This is a genomic window from Saccharopolyspora rosea (assembly GCF_025643595.1).
Lineage (GTDB): Bacteria > Actinomycetota > Actinomycetes > Mycobacteriales > Pseudonocardiaceae > Saccharopolyspora > Saccharopolyspora rosea.
In genome coordinates, this window is the sequence record NZ_CP102826.1 from 6450717 (window position 1) to 6466481 (window position 15765).

General features: G+C 73.5%; 14 protein-coding genes. 6 read left to right on the forward strand and 8 right to left on the reverse strand.

What is annotated here, in order from left to right; genetic code table 11:
- The first annotated feature begins 265 nt into the window (after positions 1-265).
- Entirely contained in the window at positions 266-2305 is a 2040-nt protein-coding gene (locus NV263_RS30065; protein WP_263250191.1) for a PhoX family protein, read from the forward strand.
- Between the two features lie 46 nt (positions 2306-2351).
- Here NV263_RS30065 and NV263_RS30070 read toward each other — a convergent pair whose 3' ends face one another.
- Positions 2352-3095 (reverse strand): MBL fold metallo-hydrolase, encoded by a 744-nt coding sequence (locus tag NV263_RS30070; RefSeq protein ID WP_263250192.1) that lies wholly within the window; start codon positions 3093-3095, stop codon positions 2352-2354.
- A gap of 4 nt (positions 3096-3099) precedes the next feature.
- Entirely contained in the window at positions 3100-4359 is a 1260-nt protein-coding gene (locus NV263_RS30075) for an MFS transporter (protein ID WP_263254436.1), read from the reverse strand.
- A 157-nt stretch (positions 4360-4516) separates the two neighbouring features.
- Between NV263_RS30075 and NV263_RS30080 the strand changes: the two genes are divergently transcribed.
- The gene (locus NV263_RS30080) at positions 4517-5200 is read left to right on the forward strand and encodes an SDR family oxidoreductase (RefSeq protein WP_263250193.1); all 684 of its coding nucleotides are present in this window, start codon (positions 4517-4519) and stop codon (positions 5198-5200) included.
- On the opposite strand, the gene NV263_RS30085 is transcribed toward NV263_RS30080, so the two are convergent.
- The 3 genes from NV263_RS30085 to NV263_RS30095 form a co-directional block, all read right to left on the reverse strand.
- Complete coding sequence (locus NV263_RS30085) at positions 5201-6541, reverse strand: amidohydrolase family protein (protein WP_263250194.1); 1341 nt, start codon at positions 6539-6541, stop codon at positions 5201-5203. It lies immediately after the preceding gene.
- 236 nt (positions 6542-6777) lie between these two features.
- Positions 6778-7440, reverse strand: a complete 663-nt coding sequence (locus tag NV263_RS30090; protein WP_263250195.1) for a response regulator — start codon at positions 7438-7440, stop codon at positions 6778-6780.
- A 22-nt stretch (positions 7441-7462) separates the two neighbouring features.
- Positions 7463-9241, reverse strand: coding sequence for a sensor histidine kinase (locus tag NV263_RS30095; protein ID WP_263250196.1), 1779 nt, complete (start codon positions 9239-9241; stop codon positions 7463-7465).
- A gap of 172 nt (positions 9242-9413) precedes the next feature.
- Between NV263_RS30095 and NV263_RS30100 the strand changes: the two genes are divergently transcribed.
- From NV263_RS30100 to NV263_RS30110, 3 genes are all read left to right on the forward strand, one after another.
- On the forward strand, positions 9414-10124 hold the full coding sequence (locus NV263_RS30100; RefSeq protein WP_263250197.1) for an ABC transporter ATP-binding protein: 711 nt from the start codon (positions 9414-9416) through the stop codon (positions 10122-10124).
- Complete coding sequence (locus NV263_RS30105; RefSeq protein ID WP_263250198.1) at positions 10121-12328, forward strand: FtsX-like permease family protein; 2208 nt, start codon at positions 10121-10123, stop codon at positions 12326-12328. Before NV263_RS30100 ends, NV263_RS30105 begins: the two co-directional genes overlap by 4 nt.
- A 137-nt stretch (positions 12329-12465) precedes the next feature.
- Positions 12466-12636 carry a hypothetical protein gene (locus tag NV263_RS30110; RefSeq protein ID WP_263250199.1) on the forward strand — a complete coding sequence of 57 codons (171 nt, stop codon included), beginning with the start codon at positions 12466-12468 and terminating at the stop codon, positions 12634-12636.
- 16 nt (positions 12637-12652) lie between these two features.
- On the opposite strand, the gene trmB is transcribed toward NV263_RS30110, so the two are convergent.
- Complete coding sequence (gene trmB, locus NV263_RS30115) at positions 12653-13297, reverse strand: tRNA (guanosine(46)-N7)-methyltransferase TrmB (RefSeq protein WP_263254438.1); 645 nt, start codon at positions 13295-13297, stop codon at positions 12653-12655.
- Between the two features lie 121 nt (positions 13298-13418).
- A complete protein-coding gene (locus NV263_RS30120) occupies positions 13419-13991 on the reverse strand; it encodes a hypothetical protein (protein ID WP_263250200.1) in 573 nt (190 codons plus the stop codon).
- Between the two features lie 231 nt (positions 13992-14222).
- On the opposite strand from NV263_RS30120, the gene NV263_RS30125 reads away from it, so the two are divergent.
- Complete coding sequence (locus NV263_RS30125; RefSeq protein ID WP_263250201.1) at positions 14223-14687, forward strand: universal stress protein; 465 nt, start codon at positions 14223-14225, stop codon at positions 14685-14687.
- Between the two features lie 350 nt (positions 14688-15037).
- Here the strand turns inward: NV263_RS30125 and NV263_RS30130 are convergent, their stop codons facing one another.
- Complete coding sequence (locus NV263_RS30130) at positions 15038-15763, reverse strand: hypothetical protein (RefSeq protein ID WP_263250202.1); 726 nt, start codon at positions 15761-15763, stop codon at positions 15038-15040.
- Positions 15764-15765: the final 2 nt, after the last annotated feature.

Consider the following 15765-nt stretch of genomic DNA (forward strand, 5'->3'; position numbering starts at 1 on the left):
GGCAGCGGCGCGCCATCGGTAGCGGACGCCACTCGACTCGCGCCGCGGAACGGGATCCGGGCGCGGACGGCAGCGCGAAGCGCTGCCTACGCGGAACGGGGCCGCACGAACACGGCGAAATGAGCACCCGACATGGCAACGAACGCTAGCGACCCGGCCAGTCGCGCGAAAGCGATTTTCCGGGCGTCCGAATTTTGCTGTTGGTTCACTTTCGTGTCGCCTGATCGGATTAGCGTGCCGGTGTTCCCGAGCACTGGAGGTCCGCTTGTCCCCCCGACGCGTCCCGCTTCCGCTCGTGCCGCACCACACCGCGAGCCGGTCCGCCACGACCTGCCGGTACCGGTGCGGAAACGCCTGCGCCCACGAAGCGCCGAACACCTCCGACAACGAGTACTTCGGCGACGTCGTCCGCCGGGCGATGAGCCGGCGCGGCGTGCTCCGCGCCGGCGGCGTGCTCGCCCTGTCCGTCGGCGGCGCGGCGGCGCTGAGCGGTCCGGCCGCTGCCGGTCCGGGAGCCGCGCCGGCAGCGCGCGGACGGGCGGTGCCGGGCACCGACTTCGCCCCGGTGGCGCCGAACACCCGGGACGGCGTGGTCGTTCCCGAGGGCTACGACCAGGCCGTGGTGATCCGCTGGGGCGACCCCGTCGTGGCCGGTGCCCCGCCGTTCGACTTCCACCACCAGACCGCCGCGGCGCAGCAGGCGCAGTTCGGCTACAACAACGACTTCGCCGGGCTCCTCCCGCTGGACCCGAGCGGCACCGAGAACCTCCTGGTGGTCAACCACGAGTACACCACCGAGACGCACATGTTCCCGGACTACGACGAGAACAACCCCACCGAGGAGCAGGTGCGCACCGCGTGGGCCGCGCACGGCATGTCCGTGGTGTTCGTGCGGCGCGGGCCGCGGGGCCTCACCCCCGAACCCAGCAGGTACAACCGGCGGATCACGCTCGACACCGAGTTCGAGGTGCGCGGGCCCGCCGCGGGCAGCCGGTACCTGCGGACCTCCACCGATCCCACCGGCACCCGGGTGCGCGGCACGCAGAACAACTGCTCCGGCGGCGTCACCCCGTGGGGCACCGTGCTGTCCGGCGAGGAGAACTTCCACCAGACCTTCGCGCACGCCGACAAGGTCACCGACCCGGTCGCCAAGCAGCGCCTCGACCGCTACGGCGTCAAGGGCGGCGAGAGCGAGCGCAAGTGGGAGCGCTTCGACCGGCGCTGGGACGTCACCGCCGAACCCAACGAGCCCAACCGGTTCGGCTGGATCGTCGAGATCGACCCGCACGACCCGTCCGCCCGGCCCGTCAAGCACACCGCGCTCGGGCGCTTCAAGCACGAGAGCGCGACCGTCAAGGTCGCCGAGGACGGGCGCGTGGTCGTCTACATGGGCGACGACGAGCGCTTCGACTACATCTACAAGTTCGTCTCCCGCGGCCGGATCAAGCCCGGCGCCGGTGCGCACACCCGGCGGCACAACTCGGCCCTGCTCGACGACGGCACCCTCTACGTCGCGAAGTTCACCGGCAACAGCCCCGCCGCGGAGATCGACGGCAGCGGCCGGCTGCCCGCCGACGGCGCCTTCGACGGCACCGGCGAGTGGCTGCCGCTGGCCGACGGCACGACGTCGTTCGTGCCGGGCTTCACCGCCGAGGAGGTCTACGTGTTCACCCGGCTGGCCGCCGACCGGGCGGGCGCGACCAAGATGGACCGGCCGGAGGACATCGAACCGAACCCGGTCAACGGCCGGATCTACTGCGCGCTGACCAACAACTCCAACCGGGGCTCCACCGGCAACGCCGGTCCCGACGAGGTCAACCCGCGCTCGGGCAACAAGCACGGCCACGTGCTGGAGGTGGACGACGACACCACCGGAACCCGGTTCACCTGGAACCTGCTGCTGGTGTGCGGCGACCCGAACGACCCGGGCACCTACTTCGGCGGGTTCGACAAGTCGCAGGTCAGCCCGATCTCCTGCCCGGACAACGTGGCCTTCGACCGGCACGGCAACCTGTGGATCGCCACCGACGGCAACGCCCTCGGGTCCAACGACGGCCTGTTCGCCGTCCCGGTCGACGGTCCGGAACGCGGCCGGGCCAAGCAGTTCCTCACCGTTCCGGTCGGCGCCGAGACCTGCGGCCCGGTGATCACCGACACCCTCGTCACGGTGTGCGTGCAGCACCCCGGCGAGAACGCGCCGGACGCCCAGCACCCCACCTCGCACTGGCCGGACGGCGGGAACTCCCAGCCGCGCCCGTCGGTCGTGGCGGTCTGGCGCCGCGGCGGCGGCGAGATCGGCCGCTGAGCCATCCCGCGAGCGAGGGGCCCGGCGGTGCCGGGTCCCTCGCGTCTCAGCCGAGGTCGATCGTCAGCCCCGGGGTCGCGACGTCGAGATCGCCGTCGAACTCCTCGCGGGCCGCCCGCAGGGCATCGGCCGGATCGGTGCCCGGCCACAGGTGCGTCAGCACCAGGTGCCGGACACCGGCCCGGGACGCGGACTCGGCGGCCTGGCGGGCGGTGGACAGCAACGGCGCGTCCTCCGGCGGCAACACGTGTTCGGGGAACGTCGCTTCGGCCAGCAGGACGTCCGCGTCGGCGGCCAGTGCCGCGATGTCGGGGCTCGGACCGGTGTCGCCGGTGTAGCCGAGGACCCGGCCGCCCGCCGTGAGCCGGAACCCGGCGTCGGGCACGAAGTGCGGCAGCGCCCAGGTGTCCGCGGTGAACGGTCCGATGTGGAACGAGGAGCCGGGGCGGAACTCCCGCAGCAGGTAGGAGTCGGCCAGCATCCGGCCGTCCAGCGCGAGCACGGCGTCCAGCGCGCCCGGCGGTGCGTGCACGGGCAGCGGCGCGGGCGGTTCGGCGCCGAGCGCCCGCGCCCGCAGCAGCGGGTTCAGGTCGGCGCAGTGGTCCGGGTGACCGTGGCTGACCAGCACCGCGTCGACCCGCTCGGCCGGAACCCGCGCCAGCAGCCGGGGCAGCACGGCGTAACCCGGGTCCAGCAGGACGCGGAACCCGGCGTGCTCCAGGAGGTAGCCGCTGCACGCCTGGTCGGGTGTCGGCCAGGCACCGCAGCCGCCCAGGACTTCCAACCGCACCGGCTCAGCCCTCCGCCCGGTCCGGGTCCGGTGCCGCGCGCAGCGCGACCACCACGAACGCCGCGGCGACCATGACCACGCCGACGACCCACAGACCCGCGCGTTGCGAGCCGGTGAGATCGCGCAGCGCACCGGTGACGTACGGGGCGGCGAAACCGCTGATGTTGCCCAGCGAGTTGATCAGCGCGATGCCGCCGGCCGCCGCGGCGCCGCTGAGGAAGTTGCTGGGCAGCGCCCAGAAGGTGGGCAGCGCCGAGCACACGCCCACCGCGCACACCGACACCGCGACCATGGCGCTGAACGGATCGCCCAGGTAGAGCGCGACCGGGATGGCCACCCCACCGAGCAGCATCGGCAGGGCGACGTGCCACACCCGCTCCCGGGTCCGATCGCCGTGCGACGCCCAGAGCACCATCGCCGCGGCGCCCACCACGTAGGGGATCGCGGTCACCAACCCCGACTCCACAGTGGACAGATGGGTGCCGTACTGCTGCTCGAAGCCGGACACGATGGTCGGCAGGAAGAAGCCCAGCGCGTACAGGCCGTAGGCGATGCCGAAGTACACGAACGCCAGCGCCAGGATCCGCGGGTGCGTCAGCGCCCGGCGCAGCGGCCAGTGGTGCGCCGCCTCGGTCTCCCGCTGCTCCGCCGCCAACCGGGCGGCCAGCCAGTCCCGCTCCGCGGGCGCCAGCCACCGCGCCTGCGACGGCCGGTCGGTGAGGTAGAACCAGGTCGCGACCGCCAGCAGCATCGCGGGCACGCCCTCCACGACGAACATGAAGCGCCAGCCGGACAGGCCGAACACGCCGTGCCCGGAGCTGATCAGCACGCTGGACACGGTCGCGCCGATGGCGCTGGACACCGGCACGGCCGCCATGAACAGCGCGACCGCCTTCGCCCGCTGCTCGGCCGGGAACCAGTACGTCAGGTACAGGATGATGCCCGGGAAGAACCCGGCTTCGGCGACGCCGAGCACGAACCGCAGCACGACCAGCGCGATCCCGTTCGGCACGAACGCCAGGACCGTCGCCACCACGCCCCACGTGATCATGATGCGCGCCAGCCACCGGCGGGCGCCGAACCGGTGCAGCGCCAGGTTGCTCGGCACCTCCAGCACCAGGTAGCCGAGGAAGAAGATCCCCGAGGCCAGACCGAACACGGTCGCGCTGAGCCCCAGCTCGCGGTTCATCCCGTTCGGCCCGGCGAACCCGATGTTCACGCGGTCCAGGTAGTTGACGAAGTAGAGCAGGCACAGGAAGGGCATCAACCGGAACGCGACCTTGCGCGGCACGCGTCTGCGCAGTTCCGGATCGGCGGCTTCGACGGTCACCCGGATGACCTAAACCCGGTTTGTCCGACCGGTCAAGATCCGCCCGAACCCGTTCCCGGTCGGCGAGACGCCCGCAGCTACCGTGGCAACCATGCCCGAACGACCGATTGCCCTGGTCACCGGTGCCTCACGAGGCATCGGTGCCGCCGTCGCCCGCTCCCTGTCCGACACGCACGACCTGCTGTTGGGCGGACGCGACGAGCAAGCCCTGCGCCCCCTCGTCGACGAACTGCCCGGCGCGCGCCCCTGGCCGGTGGAGCTCACCGACCACGACGCCGTCGCGGCCGCCGTCGCCGACATCTCCCGGCTGGACGTGCTGGTGCACAGCGCCGGGCTCGTCGAACTCGGCACCGTGGCCGAGGCGTCCCCCGAGTCGTGGCGGCGCACCTTCGAGGTGAACCTGTTCGCGGTCACCGAACTGACCCGGCTGCTGCTGCCCGCGCTGCGCGCGTCGCGGGGGCACGTGGTGCTGGTCAACTCCGGCGCCGGGCTGTCCGCCAAGCCGAACTGGGGTTCCTACGCGGCCAGCAAGTTCGCGCTGCGCGCGTTCGCCGACGTGCTGCGCGCCGAGGAGTCGGCCAACGGCGTGCGCGTGACCTCGGTGTTCCCCGGCCGCACCGCCACCGACATGCAGCGCGACGTCCGCGAGCAGGAGGGCGGTTCCTTCGACGCGGACCGCTACCTGCGGCCCGAGTCGGTGGCCGGACCGATCGTCTCGGCCGTGCGCGCCGGTGCCGACGCGCACCTGACCGAGATCGTCATCCGCCCCTCCTGATCAGCCCCGGACGTGCCGGGCGGCGGTGCGCGCCGCCGCCTGCACGTCCCGCCGGTCCACCCGGGTGGGTTCGCGGTCGCGCAGCACCTGCTCGCCCGCGACCCACACGTCCCGCACGCAGCGCGAACCGGCCGCCCACACCACGTTGGCCAGCACCTGGTCGTCCGGGGCCTCCAGGCCGGTCGCGAACGCCGGGTTGTCGACGCTGAGGTGCACGACGTCCGCCCAGCGACCCGGTTCGAGCGCCCCGATGTCGTCGCGGTGCAGCGCGTCGGCGCCGCCGCGGGTGGCGGCCAGCAGCGCCGCGGACGCGCTGAGCGCGGTGGCGTCCCCGGTGCTCAGGCGGGCGAGCAGGCCCGCCAGCTGGACCTCCTCCCACAGGTCCAGGTCGTCGTTGCTGGACGGCCCGTCGGTGCCGAGCCCGACCGGGACGCCCGCGGCGAGCAGGTCCACCAGCCGCGCCGTGCCGGACGCGAGCTTGGCGTTGGAACCCGGGCAGTGCGCGACGCCCACCCGGTGGCGCGCGAACAGTTCGATGTCCTCGTCGGACAGGTGCACGCCGTGCGCGGCGAGCACCCGGCCGTCCAGCACGCCGAGCTTCTCCAGCAGCGCGGGCACCGATCCGAACTGCTCGCGCTGCTCGGCGTCCTCGGTCGCGGTCTCGGCGACGTGCGTGTGCACCAGGGCGCCGCGCTGCTGCGCGGCGTCGCCGATCGCCGCCAGCGCCTCCGGCGGCAGCGTGTACGCCGAGTGCGGCCCGTAGGCCAGCTCGACCCGTTCCGCCGGACCGAACCGCAGGCCGTCGGCGTCGATCCACCGGTTGATCCCGTCGACCATGCCCTGCCAGCCGCCCAGACCGCTCAGGGCCGGGGTGTCGATCACCGCCGACGCCAGCACCACCCGCGAGCCGACCGCCAGGGCGCCCTCCACGACCGACCCGCCGGTGAAGTACATCTCGGCGCTGGTCGTCACCCCGGCCCGCAGCATCTCGACGCACCCCAGCTCCATCCCGGCGCGCACGTCCCCGGGGCGCAGCCGGGACTCGGCGGGCCAGATGACCTCGCGCAACCAGCGCAACAGCGGCAGGTCGCCGCCCATGCCCCGCAGCAACGTCATGGGGCTGTGCGCGTGCGCGTTGACCAGCCCGGGGAGCAGGATGCCGCTGCACTCGCGCACGGTCGCGTCCCGCGGCCGCTCAGGTGCCCCGGCGCGCGGCCCGCAGTAGACGACGCGCCCCGCCTCGTCGACGTCCAGCACGGCGTCGCGGACCACCGAGCAGGACGGGTCGCAGGGCAGGGCCATCGGCGCGTGCAGGCGAAGTGCGATCGGCATGCCCCGCATTGTGCCGCACCGCCAAAGCCCGTCTCCGGGCTCTTTCCGCGCAGCGCCGGGAGGGTCAGGCGGAGCCCCACGCGCTCGCGGCCTGGAACATGATCGCGCCTGCGACGACCGCGAGGCCGAGCAGCACGACGAGGAGGACGAGGTCCTGCGTTCGCTGAGCCATGCCACCAGCATCACGCCGCGGGAGCCGCCGCGCCTCGGCTGGAAGGCCCGCGGACCTCGGTCGATCGGTCGGTTCAGCTGCCGTCCATCAGGCCGCTGCGCCACGCCCACGCCGCGGTCTCGACCCGGTTCCGCGCGCCGATCTTGGACTGCGCGGACGCCAGGTGCGTCTTGACCGTGGACAGCGACATGTACAGCTCCTGACCGATCTCGCCGTTGGTCAGGCCGCGCGCGGTCGCGCGGACGACGTCGAGCTCGCGTTCGGTCAGCCCCTGCGAGACGGGGTGCGGCGCGCGCCGCGGCGCCTGCTGCGGCTGCGAGAAGTGCTGGAGGAGCCGGACGGTGATCTGCGGCGAGACCATCGCGTCGCCGCGCACCGCGGCGTGCACGGCCTCGATCAGCAGCGCCGGTCCGGCGTCCTTGAGCAGGAAGCCGCTCGCCCCGCTGCGCAGCGCCCGCTCCACGTACTCGTCCAGGTCGAACGTGGTGACCACGACGACCTTGATCGGGTCGGCGACACCGGGACCGGCCAGCTGCTCGGTCGCCTCCAGGCCGTCCAACCCGGGCATGCGGATGTCCATCAGGCACACATCAGGGCGCTTCTCGCGGGCGACCCGGACGGCGTCCACGCCGTTGGCGACGTCGGCGACGACCTCGATGTCGTCCTGCGACTCCAGGATCATCCGGAATCCGGCACGCACCATGTCCTGGTCGTCGGCGATCAGCACCCGGATCATCGCGGCTCCTCGGTCTCGGGGATCAGGGGCGGTCGGGGGTGTCAGCACCCGAGGGGCGGTCCAGCGGCAGTTCCGCCTCGACGCGCCAGCCGATGTGCTCGCCCGGACCGGCGTGGAGCCGGCCGCCGAGCAGCTCCACCCGCTCCCGCATGCCGACCAGACCGTATCCTCCCGACCCGCCCACGGGTTGGGCGCGGACCCCGGTGCCGTCGTCGGAGACCGAGATCCGCAGCCAGGAGTCCGCGGACCGCACGTCCACCTGGACCCGGGTGGCGTCCAGGGCGTGCTTCTCCGCGTTGGTCAGCGACTCCTGCACCAGGCGCAGGACCGACCGGGCCACCTCCGGCGGCACCGGGTGGTCGATCGCCGCGTCCAGCTCCACCCGCGGCCGGTCGTCGTGACCGGCCGCGTCGACCAGCGCCCGCAGGTCGGAGGTCAGGTCCGTGGTGGCCTGCTCGGTGGCCTCCGACGCCCCGGCCGGTTCGCTGCCGCGCATGCTGGCGACCAGTCGGCGCATCGCGGTCAGCGCCTCGGTGCCGCTGTCGGCGATGCGCGCCAACGAGTCCGAGGCCGCCTGCGGGTTGCGCTCCGCGACCAGCTGGGCGGCCTGGGCCTGCACCACGATCCCCGTGACGTGGTGGGCCACCACGTCGTGCAGTTCCCGGGCGAGCGCCATCCGCTCGGCCTGCTGGGCCTGGTCCACGGCGACCTGCACGGTCCTGGCCCGCTCCCGGTCCCGGGCGCGGAAGTACACCCCCGTGCCCACCGAGATGACCAGCAACAGCGCGCCCACGAACAGGCTCTCGGCGAGCTGCTTGGCGGGGGAGTGCCCGGGGGTCAGGACCATCACGAACACGGCCGCCGCGCCGAGCGCACCGACCGCCGCGCCCGCGCCCCGCGGCGGGGCGAAGCGGGACGCGTACGCCACGAGCACCATGGCCGCCGTGATGCAGCTGGCCGGGATCCCGCCCAGCAGCGCCGCGGACGCGCCGAACCCCAGCAGCCGCATCACCGGAGCGGCGAGCGCCAGCGCCAGCGCGGCCAGCATCGACGTCTCGACCGGCCGCCGCGGCGCGAACACCGCCATCGTCGACATCACCAGACCGCACAGCAGGACGATGCCGACCGCGGCGACGTTCGGCCTGCCCGACACGGCGTCGAGGAACAGCAGCATGCTCTGCGCCGCGATCACCGGCCACTGGCGGCGGACCAACGCGCGCAGCGGCGAGTCCGGCGCCGGAGCCAGCACCGGGCCCTGGCGCATGTACAGGCCGGAGCCGATGGCGAGCACCAGTTGCAGGAAGCCGAAGCCGAGGCTGGTCTCCTCGGACACGGAGGTCGAGATCGTCGACCGGATCGCCATCGTGCCCAGGCAGACGGCCACCAGCAGCGCGGTGACCGGTACCGCGCGGCGCGGCGAGCGCGCCCGGAACAGGTAGGCGACCAGCAGCAGGCCGGCCAGGTTCTCGGTCGGCAGCACGGCCACCAGGCCGACCGAGTACACCCGGGTGTGCGCCCACTTCGTCAGGACCGCGCTGCCGGCGAGGACGACCGCGGCTGCCAGCCCGGCCCGGACCGGGTGCCGCCTGCCGAGCAGTGCCAGCACGGCGAGCAGCACCGCGCCGGGGAACGCGAACACCCCGTGCGGCAGATCCGTCAGCATCAGCCCGTCGAAAGCCAGGGCCACGCCGAGGAGCAGGGCGAACATCCACTGCTCGGACAGCAGCGAACCGGCCCGCCGCCACCACCGGGCGCGCTCGGAAAGGCTCGTCGGCGCGGTGATCTCCGCCGTATCGGACACCTCGACGACGGTAGTGCGTGCCCGCGGCCACCCGCCCTTGGCCGAACGGTCGGAATCGGCTGGCCGATCGGACGACCCGCTGATCTCGACCGACGACCCGCGGGCCGATCCGCGTCGGCACCCCGCCGAGAAGGCTCGAACCCGACCTTTCGAACGAACAGGAGGATCGGCAGTGTCGTTTCCCCACGCGGGCCACCCGAGACCCCGCGGTCCCTTCCTCGTCGGCCGGGGCCTGGTCCGGAACTACGGCCGGCACCGCGCGCTGGCCGGGGTGGACGTGACCATCCACGCTGGCGAGGTGGTGGCCATCGCCGGGCCGTCCGGCTCCGGCAAGACCACGCTGCTGCACGTGCTCGCGGGCATCCTGCGGCCGGACGGCGGCGAGGTGGTGCTGGACGGGCACCGCATCGACCGCCTCGGCGAGGCCAAGCGCAGCGAGCTCCGCCGCCGCGAGTTCGGGTTCGTCTTCCAGCACGGCATGCTCGTCGGCGAGCTGACCGCGGTCGAGAACACCGCGCTCCCGCTGCTGCTCGCCGGAGCCGACCGCGCGCGGGCGACCGCCGAGGCGCGCCAGTGGCTGGACCGGCTGGGCCTGGCGGGCCTGGAGAAGCGCCTGCCCGGCGAGCTGTCCGGCGGCCAGGCGCAGCGCGTCGCCATCGCCCGCGCACTCGCGCACCGGCCGAAGGTGATCTTCGCCGACGAGCCGACGGGCGCGCTGGACACCCGCACCGGGCAGGCGACCACCGACGCGTTGCTCCAGGCCGCCGCCGCGACCGGAGCCGCCGTGGTCATCGTGACCCACGACCGCGACCTGGCCGCCCGCGCCGGGCGGATCGTGGAGATCCGCGACGGGCAGGTCAGCGACCGGGCGGTGGTGGGATGAACCCCGTCCGCCTCGCCCTGCGGGCCCTGCGGGTCGACCCGCGGACCCGGTACTCGGCGCTGCTCACCGCGACCGGCGTCGCGGTCGCCACCGCCCTGGTGCTGTTCCTGGCCGCCCTGCCGCACGCCACGCAGGCGCGGCTGGACCGGGCGGGCTGGCAGCGCACCGCCGGGACCTCGGCCACCGACTTCGTGGTCGCCACCGAGGACGACGTCGACGACCGGCAGATCGTGCGGCTGGACGTCTCCGGGCACCCGACCCCGCCACCGGGCGGCCCGCAACGGCTGCCCGCGCCGGGGCAGGTGCTGCTGTCCCCGCAGCTGGCGGACCTGGTCCGGGACAGGCCGGACGACCAGCTGGCGGACCGGTTCCCCGGCTCGGTCGTCGGTGTGCTGGAACCCGGTTCGCTGAAGTACCCGGAGCAGCTGGTCGCGGTCGTCGGGCACGCGCCGGGCACCCTCCAGCGGTCGGCGGACAGCGGCGGCAGCCCGGCGGTGGGCAGCTCGGACCAGATGCTCGACCTGCTGGCGGGCGTGGGCATCGTGCTGCTGTCGGTGCCGAGCCTGGTGCTGGTCGCCTCGGCCTCCCGGCTGACCGCCGCCCGCCGGGAACGCCGCCTGGCCGCGCTGCGGTTGGCGGGTGCGACGCCCGCCCAGGTGGTGTGGGCGGTCGCGGCGGAGACCGCGGTGGCCGCGGTGTCCGGAACCCTGGCCGGGCTGCTGCTGAGCTGGCCGCTGCGCTACCTCGGCACGAACGTGCCGTGGGGCGGCGGAACCTGGCTGCCGTCGGACTTCGCGCCCCCGGTCGGGACCGTCCTCACGACCGCGGTCGGCGTTCCGCTGCTGGTGGTCGGCGCGGCGGTGCTCGCGCTGCGCCGCGTGGTGCGGACCCCGGTCGGGGCGGCCATGCAGCACACCCGGAAGAAGCCCACCGCGTGGCGGCTGCTGGCGCTGGCCGTCGTCGCGCTGTTCTTCGCGTTCGGCCTGGCGCAGGCCGAGAAGTCCGGCGGCACCGAAGTGCTGTTGGCGGGGCTGGCCGCGATCGTGCTCGCGGCGTCCGTGGTGGGCCCGTGGGTGACCGGAGCGCTGGGCCGGTTGTTCACCCGGCTGTGGCGCCGACCGGCGCTGCTGCTGGCGGGACGGCGGCTGTGCAGCGACCCCAAGGCCGCGTACCGCTCGGTGTCCGGGGTGGTGCTCGCGGTCTTCGCCGGGACGCTGGCGCTGACGCTGCTGCCGAGCTTCGAGTCGATGACCGGCGGCGGCCGGTCCTACGTCGACTCCGCGATGTACGTGGACGTCGAGGCGGCGCAGGCCGACTCCGCGAAGCAGCGGATCGCCGACGAACTCGCCCGCGTCGGCGTTCCCGCCCCGGTCGTCCGGATCGACGACGTGCGGTTGAGCACCCCGGACGGCGCGGACGTGCCCGCGATGGCGATCAGCTGCCGGGACGCGGCCGCGGTGACCCGGCTGGCGGTCGGGTCGTGCGCCGGGCCGCCCGGCGTGCTCGTCGACCCCGGCGAGGACGTGCCGACGTCGGGTCTGGCCGTGCAGAGCTCCTTCGGACGGGAGGCGAAGGCGACCCCGCTGCCCCCGGGAGTCCCGGTGCGCCGCCTGCCGCCGCAGCCGGCCGGCGTGCGGGACCGCGTGCTGATCGACCCCGCGCTGGTGCCGCGGGTCGACGGGGACGCGACGACGACGCTGGTGGTGGCCCCGAGCGGCGCCGACCGGGAGCAGGTGCGCACCGCGTTGGTGCGGGCGGTTCCCGGCTCCGAGGTCCGAAGCCGGGAGATCATGCTCCACGAGCAGCGGACGACCCTGTCCGACCTGCGGCGGATCACCGCGATCGGGCTGTCCCTGGCGACGCTGCTCGCCGGTTGCAGCGCCGCGATCACGGCGGCGTCCTCGGTCATCGACCGGCGCCGCACCTTCAGCGCGCTGATCGCGGCCGGAACGCCCCTGCCGGTGCTCGGACGCGCCCTGCGCACCGAGGCGGCGCTGCCCGCGCTGGTGGCGACCCTCGGCGCCGGAGCGGGCGGGATCGCCGTCGGGCTGGGCCTGCTGACGCTGTTCGACGGCGCGCCGCAGGTGTTCACCCCGTGGCTGCTGACGCCGGTCGTGGTCGGCGTCGTGGTCTCGGTGCTGGCGGCGTCGTCGTCCGGGCCGATGCTGCGCCGGGTCAGCGCCGAACCGGTCTCCGACGAATGAACCCGGGTGGCCGTCCGGTCCGCGGAAACCATCCGGACGGCCACCCGCCGATGACCACTTGGCCGATCCGCGGACGACGTGCCGCGGGCGACGCTGTGGAGCAAGACGAGGAAACGTACCGGGGGAGGTACTCACCGATGTTCGTAGGAACGCTCACCACCGCGGGAACCGTCCTGGCGATGATCGTGCTCTGCATGATGGCGGTCAGCTCGATTCTGCCGGACCTCGTGGACGACGCGTCCACCCGCCACCGGGCCAGCGGCGACCGGGCAACGTTCCCAAAGCGCGTCGCGTGGCGCAGCCGGTAGGGGCCGAGGCCCCGGATCAGACGCGCTCGAAGATGAGGTCGTGCACCACCCGGCCCTCGTCGTGGGCCCGGTTCTCGAACTTGGTGACCGGCCGCCACTCGGGACGCGGCGCCCAGCCGCCCGGCGCGTCGGCGAACCGGTTGCGCAGCGCCGGTTCGGCCGTGCAGACCTCCATCATCTGCTCGGCGTAGTTCTCCCAGTCGGTCGCCAGGTGCAGCACACCGCCCGGCCGGAGCCGGGAGGCGATCAGTTCCACCGAGGCCGTCTGCACCAACCGGCGCTTGTGGTGGCGCTTCTTCGGCCACGGGTCGGGGAAGTAGATCCGCACCTCGGACAGCGAAGCCGACTCGACGTGCTCGCGCAGCAGCACGATCGCGTCGCCGCGCAGCAGCCGCAGGTTCGTCACGCCGAGGTGCTCCGCGCGGAGCATCAGCTGGGCCAGGCCCGGCTTGTAGACCTCGACGGCCAGGTAGTTGACGTCGGGCTGGGCCGCCGCCAGCTGCGCGGTCGTCTCGCCCATCCCGGACCCGATTTCGAGCACCACAGGCGCGGTCCGGCCGAACCAGCTCGTCGTGTCGAGCGGCCCCTCGGGCAGCTCGGTCACCTCGGATCCGAGTTCCGACCAGTGCCGGTCCCACGCCTTCTGCTGGCCCACTGTCATGCGCTCGCCGCGCTGGACGTAGCTGACGACCGTACGGCGGAACGGAACCTGCTGGTCAGGAGCACTCACGGGAACCCAGTATCGCAAACCCGGCGGGGCAGCCGACCCGCCGGGAGCCGGGTCACCAGGATTCGATCTGCGGCAGCGCCGAGACCAGCCCCGGCACTCGCCCGATCGGCACCGGCAGCGGCGGTTCGTCGCGGTGCGCGGGGATCACGTTCAGCCAGCCGGTGTGCGCGTCGGTGAGCACGACGGTGGTCGGCATCTTCATCGGTTCCCGATCGGACGGGGCGTACTCCCAGTAGCCCGCCTCGCCGGCTGCGGCCCACGGCACGAACACCCAGCCGGGGCGGCCGGTGAGCAGCGAGTGGACCTCGTCCTCGATCCGGAAGCCGCTGGACCGCGACGGCAGTTCGCCCCGGTCCAGCGCGCGCAGCCACCAGGGCGCGGGCAGCCGCCGGGCGGAGCCGTGCAGCTCGCGGTACAGGTCGAGCACCTGCTGCTCGGGTGCGGTGTGGATCCAGCTGCGGCGCAGCGAAGCGGGAGTGGCGGCTTCGTGCGCGGGAGGGTGGGACTCGGTCGCCAGTGACCACTCCAGCCGTGGCACGGGTTCCAGCTGGACGTCGTGCGGACGACGAACACGTCCACCGGACTGACGCGCCCACATGACCGGCAATTCCGACGAATACGCCATTGGCCCACCCCATCTGCTGTTGAGAAGTCGCGAGCCCTCGAAACCGGGCCGCCCTCGGTCAGCGCACGCCCCCAAACATCGCTGGCCGGAGACTGGTTCTCCTTATGCCTTACCACAGGCCCCCAGAACAATGACGCAGTGTGGTCAACGTCACACTTGTCGGTGGTTCTGCACGCCCGGGCGCCCCTCGGGTCGACAACGTCGTGCCGGGCGGTTCCAGTGGGGGGTGTGGTGGACCGGACCATCGAGCGCGTGCACGTCGACGGCGGGGTCGTCGTCGGCGTCGACAGCTCCGCCTCCGCCGCGCGGGCCCTCGAATTCGCGGCCGAGGAGGCGCGCAGGCGCCAGGCGGTGCTGCACGTGGTGCGCGCCTGGAGCATCCGCACCGCTCCGCGACCGGCGGACGTCCCGGCGAGCGTGGTGCCGAGCATGGAGCAGTTCCAGGAAGCCGTGCGGGCCGACACCGAGCGGATCGTGGCGGAGCACGTCCCCGACCGCGTCACCCTGGACCTGCGGATCCACATCGTGCACTCGCCGTCGCCGCAGGCGCTGCTGTCCGCGTCCCGGGGCGCGGATCTGCTCGTCGTCGGCCACCGCGGTCGCGGCGGGTTCGCCGGGCTGATGCTGGGGTCCGTCGCGGAGCAGTGCGTGCGGCACGCCGCCTGCCCGGTGCTGGTCGTCCGACCGGCCGTCTGACGGGGTTCCGACCGCCGTGCACGAGGAGTTCAACGACGGGCCCCTGAACGGCACAGGGCCCGGGCCATCCCCCGAATGACAGCCCGGGCCCTCCCCCGTCCCGACCGCCGGCGCCCCCGAGCGCTGGTGCAGTCGGTCGATTGTGCGTGCCGGTCCGCGGTGGACGGTGCGCACGACCGTCCACTCCGGACGTCCAGGTCGGACCGGTCCCGGCAGGACGTCCTCACCGTTCGCGGCTCGATCTTGCCCGCGATCCTATCGGTCGACGTGACCAGCCTCTCGGCCGCCCCGGGTAACGTTTTGCCATCCCGGGCGCCAGCAGGACCAACGCTCAGTTGATCATGGAAGGTTCACGCATCGCGGCGGTTCGCCACCGCCACCGCGATCGCCAGCAGCACCACTGCGACGCCGGCGAAGTAACCCAGCGAGCCCCACGGCCCCAGCGGCACGTCCCGCGGGAACGCGGAGTCGGCGCCCAGGAAGTTGTCCGCCATGGTGAACGGCATCCACTGGTGCAGGTCGCCGCCGATCCTCGGGATCAGCTGCACCAGGTTCTCCACCAGCAGCGACCAGAGCAGCAGCAGCGTCACCGCGCCCGCGGTCTGCCGCAGCAGCGTGCCGACCGCCACGGCCAGCACCGCGGTGAGCGCGAACACCAGGCCCACCCCGGCCACGTGGCGCCACGCGTCGGCGGAGTCCAGCGCCAGGTTCGACTGCGGCGCCAGGACCGCCGCCGCACCGAGCGAGCCGAACGCGCAGGCCTCGCCGATCAGCAGCGCCACCACGGCCACGACGACCGTCTTGGCCAGCAGTGCGGCCGTCCGGTTCGGGACCGCCTGGAACGTGGCGCGGATGGTGCCGAAGCGGTACTCGGTGGTGACCGACAGCGCGGCCAGCACCATGACCACCATCAGCCCGAACTGGTGGCCCGCCTGGGTCGCCCCCACGGGCACCGCTTCGGTGTTCAGCGCGAGGGCCGAGGTGAACCCGATCGTCAGCACCAGGGCGGTGGCGATGCACCACCACGGCGAGCGGGTGGAGAAGAGCTTGATCCTTTCGGCCGCGAGCAGCGTCACCG